Source organism: Nonomuraea sp. 3N208, assembly GCF_052245935.1.
In the GTDB taxonomy this organism is placed as follows: domain Bacteria; phylum Actinomycetota; class Actinomycetes; order Streptosporangiales; family Streptosporangiaceae; genus Nonomuraea.
In genome coordinates this window covers 69,411-77,146 of the sequence record NZ_JBQQBR010000059.1, presented here as the reverse complement: position 1 = coordinate 77,146, position 7,736 = coordinate 69,411, and the positions used below count along the sequence as shown (strand labels likewise).

Here is a 7,736-nt window from a genome sequence, read left to right as displayed (position 1 = left end):
TGAGGGCAACGGTCTGTCCACAGGACTCGAAGATCGGTCCAGCGTCCGGGAGTGCTCACTCACCAGCGGCCACCAGGCACCGAGTCTGCCCGATCAGCGGACTCGGTGGTTCCCATTAGCGTCCGGCTCGCCGACACCCAGCTCTACCGGGTGGCCGACGCCATGCGCCTGCTGCGCATGAGCCGCACCGTCATCTACGACCAGATCCGCACCGGCCGCCTGCGCTCCGTCAAGCAGGGCCGCGCCCGCCTGATCACCTCCGGCGCCATCCGCGCCTACATCGCCCTGTTGGAGAAGGAAGCCGAGGGAGCAGCCCGATGACCAAGCGACGCAGCCGAGGAGACAGCGGCCTCCACTGGGACGACAAGCGCCAACGCTGGATCGCCACCGCCAGCCTCGGCTACGACCCCAGCGGCAAGCGCATCGTCAAGCGAGGCAGCGGCAAGACCAAGACTGAAGCCAAGAACAAGCTCAAGGAAGTCCTACGCGACTACGAGGACGGCCTGACCATCGCCCCCGGCGACTACACCGTGGCACAGGCCACGAACGACTGGCTGACGTACGGGCTCAGCGGCCTGGACCCGAACACCGTCGCCACGACCACAACCTTGTGCAAGATCCACGTCATCCCGGCTCTGGGCAAGAGGAAGCTCCGCGAGCTCAGTGCACAGGATGTGGATAAGTGGCTGGCGGAGAAGGCCACGGCGCTCAGCACCAGCACCTTGTCCCGCCTCCACTCCTGCCTGAACCGGATCATCAAGCGAGCTATGGCGCGGGACAAGGTGCGGCGAAACGTCGTAGAGCTGTGTCGCGTCCCCCAAGGGCAGAAGGGCCGACCGTCCAAGGCGCTGACGATGGCGCAGGCGGAAGAGGTGCTGAGGGCTTCTGAGGGCAAAAGCCTGCACGCCTACATCGTGGTGTCTCTCCTTACGGGAGCCCGCACGGAGGAGCTACGCGCGCTGCGCTGGGATCACGTGGACCTGGTCGGCGACCTCGACGCCGTCCCACCCGCGCCCCCGTACATCGCCGTGTGGCGTTCAGTACGGAACGGTGGAGACACCAAGACCCGCAAGTCTCGCCGCACGCTCGCGCTGCCAAAGCTATGCGTGGACGTGCTGACCGAACTTCAGACAGCTCAGCAGGAGGAGCAGGGCGACACCCGGTCTGAGCGCGGTCTGGTGTTCGCATCCGCAACCGGAACCGAACTGGACGCCGCCAACGTGCGCAGGGCGTTCCGACGCGTGATCAAGCACACCAGCCTGAACCCGGCCGAGTGGACGCCAAGGGAACTGCGGCACAGCTTCGTGTCCCTGCTGTCCGACAACGGGACGCCCTTGGAGGAGATCTCCCGGCTGGTCGGCCACAGCAGTACGGCTGTAACGGAACTGGTCTATCGCAAGCAGATCCGACCTGTTCTCCAAGGAGGCGCCGTAGTTATGGATCATATTTTCGATAGCCAACAGAAGAGGTAGTCCGCGCACGCGCCGGAGAAGAGCTAGCATCGGGGTCAGTTTGAAGTTCCACCAAGAACTTCCGACGGCTCTGGTTGCTCCTGCGAACGAGCGACCGCAGATAACTCAAAACCGGCCGTACGGTCTTCTCTCCCGGCTATCAGGAGATGGACCTTACGGACAGCCGTCACCCCGCTTCTGCCAGCGGTTCCCCGAGTGGGTTAGCTGGGCGGGTGGTAGTAGGTATACCAACTCCACAGGAGTGGAGAGCAGGTCAGCGCCTTAGCCGGGAGGGCGCACTATCGACTTGCTCTTCACTGTGAGGAGAATAGGTGACCTTCCGGCGTCCGAAGTTCAACAGGAAGAAGCGCACGCGCAAGCTCGACCACGCGCATGGTCAAGACAAAGTGATCATGTATCGACAGCAGCGCCGTACGCGGTCTCACATCGTCTTCGCCATCATTTTGGGCGTGGGTCTACTTACCGGCCTCGCTGCGGGGATCGGCGCTGGTGATCTAGGTACAGGACTGATCACGGGACTGGTGACCTTTCTGCCTCTGCTGGGCTCACACCTCGTTGAGAAGCTCAGTTCGTATGACCGTCCGCCGAAAACCGGCTCCACGGAGACGGTCACAGGGGAAGCGTGTCCTCCTGAAGAGGAGTGACTCGGCAGGCTCTGCTGACTATCGTCCCCTGACTGCCAACGACGCCCATCAGGATCGATAGTCACGCAGATAGACGCGCAGACAGCAGAATGGCCGCTATCCGAAGATCGGAAAGCGGCCATTTCGCTGGTCAACTGGGTGGGGCTACCAGGACTTGAACCTGGGACCTCTTCCTTATCAGGGAAGCGCTCTAACCGTCTGAGCTATAGCCCCGCGCACACCGAACGGTACAGCATCCGCAGATCGGAGGCGAACCGGTTGTTCGAACGGGAAAAGCTTACCGCCTCCGGCGGGCTGCTCGCGCCGTACTCACCCCCGAGCACGGCCCAAGCAGCCCGCCTGACGCGCCTACTCAGCCTCGCTGAAGGTCACCTCAACGCCCCCGACCAGGTCGGACGAGATGTTGTAGATGACCGCCCCGAGTGTGGAAAGGGCCGTGATCAGGACCACGTTCACGGCCCCGATCAGCGCGGTGTATCCCAGGATCCGCACCGGCTCGAACCAGGAGGCGATGTCGATGGGAATCGAGCTCTGCCCCTGCTCACCCTGCCCAAGCTGGTTGACCAGGTTCACGATCGAGTCGAACACCCCCAGGGCGGACAGCACCCCGTACAGGACGGCCACTGCCACGAACAGCACCACGAAGCACACCAGGGAGACCACGAAGCTGAACTTCATGGCCGACCACGGCTCGATGCGGCGCAGGACCAGGTGGGCCTTGCGGGGCAGCCGACCGGCACCGGCGTTCGACTTCTTCTTCGTCAGCTCGACCATGGGCGGGGCCTCGGTGGCCAGCGAAGGGCGGAGGCGGACGGTGTCGTTGCCTTCCCCTTGCGGCCCAGGTCCGGGCGCAGGAGCCGACGGCGGCCCCGGCGCAGGAGCGGGCGCGGAAGCAGGGGCCTGCGACCGCTGCTGCTGCCCGTCCTCCTTGGGCGGGACAGGCTTGCCCTGAGCGGGCGAGGTGGTTTCCTGTCCCTCGTCGACTGGCTTGAAAATCTCGGTTTCTGCGGGCTTGTTCGGTTGCTGTCCGTTACCCGAAGCCGCCTTTGTCCTGGCGGCACCACCACCCTGGGCGCTCATGGACTACTCTCCTCCCCCGTCTTCCTCAGTTTCCACCGAAGTCTCCATCGACTCCGCGTTCCGGGCGAGGGCCACCACGCTGTCGCCTTCCGCGAGATTCATCAATCGCACTCCCATGGTCTGGCGGCCGGACTGCTTGATCTCGCCGGCACTCGTCCGGATCACCCCGCCGGCGGACGTGATCGCGAAGACCTCGTCCTCTGGGTTGACCATGACGGCTCCGACCAGCTTGCCACGGGAACTCACGATTTTCGCCGTCAGCACCCCTCTACCGCCACGGCCCTGAACTGGATACTGCTCCACTGGCGTCCGTTTTGCGTACCCACCCTCGGTGGCGATAAGCACATCTTGACCGTCGGCCATCCGATTCATGGACAGAAGTTCGTCACCTTCGAGGAACCTCATGCCGATGACACCGCTGGTCGCCCGGCCCATGGGGCGAAGCGCCTCGTCGGAGGCGGTGAACCTGATCGACTGGGCTCCTCTGGAGACCAGCAGCAGGTCGTCTTGCTCGGAGACCAGGCGGGCTCCGATGACCTCGTCGTCCTCCCGCAGGTTGATCGCGATCAGACCGCCGGACCTGGGGGAGTCGTACTCGGACAGGCGGGTCTTCTTGACCAGGCCGCTGCGGGTGGCCAGGACGAGGTAAGGGGCGACGTCGTAGTCGCGTAGGTCGAGAACCTCCATGACTGTTTCGTCGGGCTGCATGGCAAGAAGGTTCGCCAAATGCATGCCGCGGGCGTCACGCGCGGCTTCAGGCAGCTCGTACGCCTTGACCCGGTAAACCCGGCCCTTGTTCGTGAAGAAGAGCAACCAGTGATGCGTCGTGGTGACGAAGAAATGGTCGACGATGTCGTCCTGGCGCAGCTGCGCACCGCGTACGCCCTTGCCGCCCCGCTTCTGGGCGCGGTAGAGGTCGGTCCTGGTGCGCTTGGCGTAGCCGCCGCGGGTGATCGTGACGACGATCTCGTCCTCGGCGATGAGGTCCTCGATCGACATGTCGCCGTCGTAGGCGATGATCTCGGTCTTGCGCTCGTCGCCGTAGCGGCCGACGACCTCGGCCAACTCGTCGTTGATGATCTCCCGCTGTCTGGCCTCGCTGGCCAGGATCGCGTTGTACTCGGCGATCTGCGTCATCAGCGAGTCGAACTCGTCCTGGATCGCCCGCCGCTCCAGGGCGGCCAGCTTGCGCAGCTGCATGTCGAGGATGGCCTGCGCCTGCACCTCATCGATCTCCAGCAGCCCCATGAGGCCCTGCTGGGCGTGCGAGGCGGACTCCGAGGCCCGGATCAGCGCGATGACCTCGTCGAGCCGCTCCAGGGCCTTCAGCAGGCCGCGCAGGATGTGCGCCCGCTCCTCGGCCTTGCGCAGCAGGTAGCGGGTCCTGCGCACGATGACCTCGACCTGGTGCGCCACGTAGTGCCGGATGAACTGGTCGAGGCGCAGCGTCCGCGGCACGCCATCGACCAGCGCCAGCATGTTGGCGCCGAAGGTGTCCTGCAGCTGGGTGTGCTTGTAGAGGTTGTTGAGTACGACCTTGGCGACCGCGTCCCGCTTGAGGACGATGACGAGACGCTGGCCGACCCGCGAGGAGCTCTCGTCGCGTACGTCGGCGATGCCGGAGAGCTTGCCCTCACGCACCAGCTCGGCGATCTTCAGGGCGAGGTTGTCGGGGTTGACCTGGTACGGCAGCTCGGTGACGACCAGCGCCTGCCGCCCCTTGTCCTCCTCGACCTCGACCACGGCGCGCATGGTGATGGAGCCGCGCCCGGTGCGGTAGGCATCCTCGATCCCGCGCCGGCCGACGATCAGGGCCTTCGTGGGGAAGTCCGGCCCCTTGACCAGCTTGATCGACGCTTCGAGCAGTTCCTCGTCATTGGCCTCGGGGTTTTCGAGGTACCACTTGACCGCCGCGGCGACCTCACGCAGGTTGTGCGGCGGGATGTTGGTCGCCATGCCGACGGCGATGCCACCCGAGCCGTTGACCAGCAGCTGCGGGAAGCGCGCCGGCAGGACGTCGGGCTCCTGAGACTTGCCGTCGTAGTTGGGGCGGAAGTCGACGGTCTCCTTGTCGATGTCCCGCAGCATCTCCATGGCGATGGGCGCGAGCTTGCACTCGGTGTAGCGCATCGCCGCCGCCGGGTCGTTGCCGGGCGAGCCGAAGTTGCCCTGCCCGTCGACCAGCGGGTAGCGCAGCGACCACGGCTGGGCCAGGCGCACCAGCGCGTCGTAGATCGAGGTGTCGCCATGCGGGTGATAGGTGCCCATCACGTCGCCGACGACGCGGGCGCACTTGAAGTAGCCGCGGTCGGGACGGTAGCCGCCGTCGTACATGGCGTAGAGCACCCGCCGGTGCACCGGCTTCAAACCGTCGCGCACGTCCGGCAGCGCCCTGGACACGATGACGGACATCGCGTAGTCCATGTAACTGCGCTGCATCTCGGACTGGATGTCCACCGGTTCGATGCGGTCAGCCGGGGGAGTGGTGTTCACGTCGGTCACAGGAAAAGGTCCTTCTTAAACATCGAGGAAGCGCACGTCGCGGGCGTTGCGGATGATGAAGTCGCGCCTGGCTTCCACGTCCTCGCCCATGAGCACGCTGAACAGGTCGTCGGCCTGCGCCGCGTCGTCGAGCGTGACCTGGCGCAGCAGCCGGGTCTCCGGGTTCATCGTGGTCTCCCAGAGCTGGCCGGCGTTCATCTCGCCCAGACCCTTGAAGCGTTGTACGTTGTCCCGCGGCCGCGGGTCCGGCTTGCCGTTGGCGATGCCGTCGGCGATGACCGCGTCGCGCTCGGGGTCGGAGTAGGCGTACGAGGCGTCCTCGCCCTTACGGTCCCACTTGATCTTGTAGAGCGGCGGGCACGACAGGTAGACGTGACCGGCCTCGATCAGCGGCCTCATGAACCTGAACAGCAGCGTCAGCAGCAGCGTGTTGATGTGCTGGCCGTCGACGTCGGCGTCGGCCATGAGGATGACCTTGTGGTAGCGCAGCTTGGCGATGTCGAACTCGTCGTGCACGCCGGTGCCCAGGGCCGTGATCAGCGCTTGGACCTCGTTGTTCTTCAGGACCTTGTCGATCCTGGCCTTCTCCACGTTGAGGATCTTGCCGCGGATCGGGAGAATCGCCTGGAAACGCGAGTCGCGGCCGCCCTTGGCCGAGCCGCCGGCCGAGTCGCCCTCGACGATGAACAGCTCGCACTTCTCCGGGTCGTTCCACTGGCAGTCGGCCAGCTTGCCCGGCAAACCGCTGCCGGACTCCAGCAGCGACTTGCGCCTGGTCAGGTCACGTGCCTGGCGTGCGGCGATGCGGGCGCGCGAGGCCTGCAGCGACTTGTTGATGATGTCCTTGGCCTCGCCGGGGTTGCGCTCGAACCAGTCGCGCAGGTGGTCGTTGCAGGCCTTCTGCACGAACGACTTGGCCTCGGTGTTGCCCAGCTTGGTCTTGGTCTGGCCCTCGAACTGCGGGTCGGACAGCTTGACCGAGATGATCGCGGTCAAGCCCTCGCGGACGTCCTCACCGGAGAGGTTGTCGTCCTTGCCCTCCTTGAGGAACTTCTGCTCGCGCGCGTAGCGGTTGACGATCGTCGTCAGCGCCGCGCGGAAGCCCTCCTCGTGGGTGCCGCCCTCCGCGGTGTTGATGACGTTGGCGAAGCTGTAGACGGACTCCGAGTAGGAGTTGTTCCACTGCATGGCGATGTCGACCGCGAGCCCGTCGCTCTCCTCCTCGAAGGAGATGATCGACGCGTGCGCCGGCTCCTTCTTGGCGTTGAGGTGCTGCACGAAGTCGGCAAGGCCGCCCTGGTAGCAGTAGGTGACGGTCTTCGGCTCGCCGTTGACGTGGTCGGGACGCTCATCGGTCAGCGTGATCGTCAGGCCCTTGTTGAGGAAGGCCATCTCCTGGAAGCGCCGCGAGAGCGTCTCGTAGTTCCACGTGGTGGTCTCGAAGATCCCCGGGTCCGGCCAGAACGTGATCGTGGTGCCGGTCTCGTCGGTCCCCTCGCCCTTGGCCAGTGGTGCGACGGGCTTGGAGTGCTCGTAGCGCTGGCGCCAGTAGTGGCCCTTCTGCTTGACCTCGACGTCCATGGCGGTGGACAGCGCGTTGACGACGGCCGAGCCGACGCCGTGCAGGCCGCCGGAGACCGCGTAGGACTGGCTGTCGAACTTGCCGCCCGCGTGCAGAGTGGTCAGCACGACCTCGACGGCGGAGCGCTTCTCCACCGGGTGGATGCCCGTGGGGATGCCGCGCCCGTTGTCGACCACGCGCACGCCGTTGTCGGCCATGAGCGTGATGTCGATGCGGTCGGCGTAGCCGGCCAGGGCCTCGTCCACCGCGTTGTCCACGATCTCTTGGACTAGGTGGTGCAGGCCACGCTCCCCGGTGGAGCCGATATACATACCTGGTCGCTTGCGAACCGCCTCAAGCCCTTCGAGTACGGTGATTGAGCTAGCGTCGTAGGACAACTGCGAAATCCTCCTGCCGCGGACACGCGGCGGGGGAGGCGATCAAATGCAAAGCTGCCCCTGCCGTGCCCGTCACCGT

At 65.3% G+C, this 7,736-nt stretch carries 6 protein-coding genes and 1 tRNA gene; 3 read left to right on the top strand and 4 right to left on the bottom strand.

From position 1 onward, the window contains the following. Positions 1-105 precede the first annotated feature (105 nt). From ACTWPT_RS52910 to ACTWPT_RS52900, 3 genes are all read left to right on the top strand, one after another. Positions 106-321, top strand: coding sequence for a helix-turn-helix domain-containing protein (locus ACTWPT_RS52910; protein ID WP_443185153.1), 216 nt, complete (start codon positions 106-108; stop codon positions 319-321). Beyond that, positions 318-1,472 carry a tyrosine-type recombinase/integrase gene (locus tag ACTWPT_RS52905; RefSeq protein ID WP_443185152.1) on the top strand — a complete coding sequence of 385 codons (1,155 nt, stop codon included), beginning with the start codon at positions 318-320 and terminating at the stop codon, positions 1,470-1,472. Before ACTWPT_RS52910 ends, ACTWPT_RS52905 begins: the two co-directional genes overlap by 4 nt. Positions 1,473-1,783: 311 nt before the next feature. Then, entirely contained in the window at positions 1,784-2,116 is a 333-nt protein-coding gene (locus tag ACTWPT_RS52900; protein WP_443185151.1) for a hypothetical protein, read from the top strand. Positions 2,117-2,255: 139 nt separating this feature from the next. Here ACTWPT_RS52900 and ACTWPT_RS52895 read toward each other — a convergent pair. From ACTWPT_RS52895 to gyrB, 4 genes are all read right to left on the bottom strand, one after another. Continuing rightward, positions 2,256-2,329, bottom strand: a tRNA-Ile gene (locus tag ACTWPT_RS52895). A 135-nt stretch (positions 2,330-2,464) separates the two neighbouring features. Continuing rightward, entirely contained in the window at positions 2,465-3,196 is a 732-nt protein-coding gene (locus tag ACTWPT_RS52890; RefSeq protein ID WP_443185150.1) for a DUF3566 domain-containing protein, read from the bottom strand. Between the two features lie 3 nt (positions 3,197-3,199). Next, entirely contained in the window at positions 3,200-5,698 is a 2,499-nt protein-coding gene (gyrA, locus tag ACTWPT_RS52885; RefSeq protein ID WP_443185149.1) for a DNA gyrase subunit A, read from the bottom strand. A 15-nt stretch (positions 5,699-5,713) separates the two neighbouring features. Further along, positions 5,714-7,657, bottom strand: coding sequence for a DNA topoisomerase (ATP-hydrolyzing) subunit B (gene gyrB / locus ACTWPT_RS52880; protein WP_443185148.1), 1,944 nt, complete (start codon positions 7,655-7,657; stop codon positions 5,714-5,716). Between the last annotated feature and the right edge of the window lie 79 nt (positions 7,658-7,736).